Source organism: Acinetobacter sp. YH01009 (genome assembly GCF_013420765.1).
GTDB lineage: Bacteria > Pseudomonadota > Gammaproteobacteria > Pseudomonadales > Moraxellaceae > Acinetobacter > Acinetobacter amyesii.
In genome coordinates, this window is sequence record NZ_VOYE01000047.1 from 1 (window position 1) to 1325 (window position 1325).

A 1325-nucleotide genomic window follows, 5' to 3' on the forward strand; every position below is an offset into this window, starting at 1 on the left:
AAAAAAAAAGAGGTTGTGAAGATGAAAAACATCATAGATTTATTGGGTAAAACAGTAAAATTCGTACATACAGAGAATGAAAGATTCTTTGAAGAACAAGGACAGATCACAGAGATTGTATTAAGTCTAAGTGGTGAACATCAGATTTCAATCAACAACAATGATTTTTATATTCTGAAAAACCTACTTGAATTTGAGATCGTCTGAAAGCCTTGTGGCGTGGGCATTACATGAGTTTTCGTCAATATACCAAGAACCTCAAAAAACCCTCGCCAAAAGTGCGGGCGTCGTCGTCGAAACTCCTCCTCCTTCCTTACATTTGGCTTCGTTTTATTGGTTGGTTAGCGTGTCGGCATAGCCTAAAACTTACCGATCTAAAGCAAAGGGGAGCTTGTAATCAGGGAGGAAGGTGTTTTCGTAGCTTATTGCGTCAGTTCGGGAACACTCCGTTCCCTCTGTTAATCCTGGAGAGATCACCAGCAGAAAAAGCAAGGATACACAAAGGGCACTGTGATTCTTGTTAGGGAAACCCTAAAACCCCCCTAACCCCCCCTAAAACCGTAAACATGTTGTCATGTGGTCGTAAATAAACAAAAAAATGCCCTAAAATACGCATTCTAGGGCATTGTTTTAAGGCTCAACTTAAAATATATTCTAAAGCACGGTTATTAATTCTTGGCGGAATTAATAACGAAAGATTATGTAGATTGCCGTCTGACATAATAATCAGGATAAACCCCGTGCGGTATAAGCGATTATAACGACACAAGATTCAAAATAAATCCCTTTCGTTGTTAAAACCTACCAAAATTAATATTCCGTCCGTTTAAATGGGTGGAAGGATTAGTGACGACAGCATTTAAGCGGTGATTTTAAGCCTGTTACTGGGGGATCTGAACAAAGCAGGCAGCAGCATGAGTAGTTTTGAGCCGTTCGTGAGTATATTGGGTTAATACCCTTGCGATGAACATAAGGCAATATAAGCGGTCTTAAATGCGTTCAGGCGGTGATATAAGCCGTAATTAAGACAGGTGCAGCGTTATACCGTGAAGCACTCCGATTGAAGCGACGCTCGGCTCCGTAGTGATGCTCCAGAGGAAATACTCCTAAAGTGCCTTTATAGGTGCTTTAGGGTGAGTATTACCTTCTATCTGCTCAACTCTCACCATAATGATACTAATCACTAACTCAAAAACTTAAAAAAAAAGAGGTTGTGAAGATGAAAAACATCATAGATTTATTGGGTAAAACAGTAAAATTCGTACATACAGAGAATGAAAGATTCTTTGAAGAACAAGGACAGATCACAGAGATTGTATTAAGTC

Annotated in this window: 1 protein-coding gene; it reads left to right on the forward strand. The window is 39.4% G+C overall.

The features are described from left to right. Positions 1-207: hypothetical protein (locus FTT76_RS17465; protein ID WP_218955911.1), on the forward strand; the 207-nt coding region annotated here is incomplete at its 5' end. Between the last annotated feature and the right edge of the window lie 1118 nt (positions 208-1325).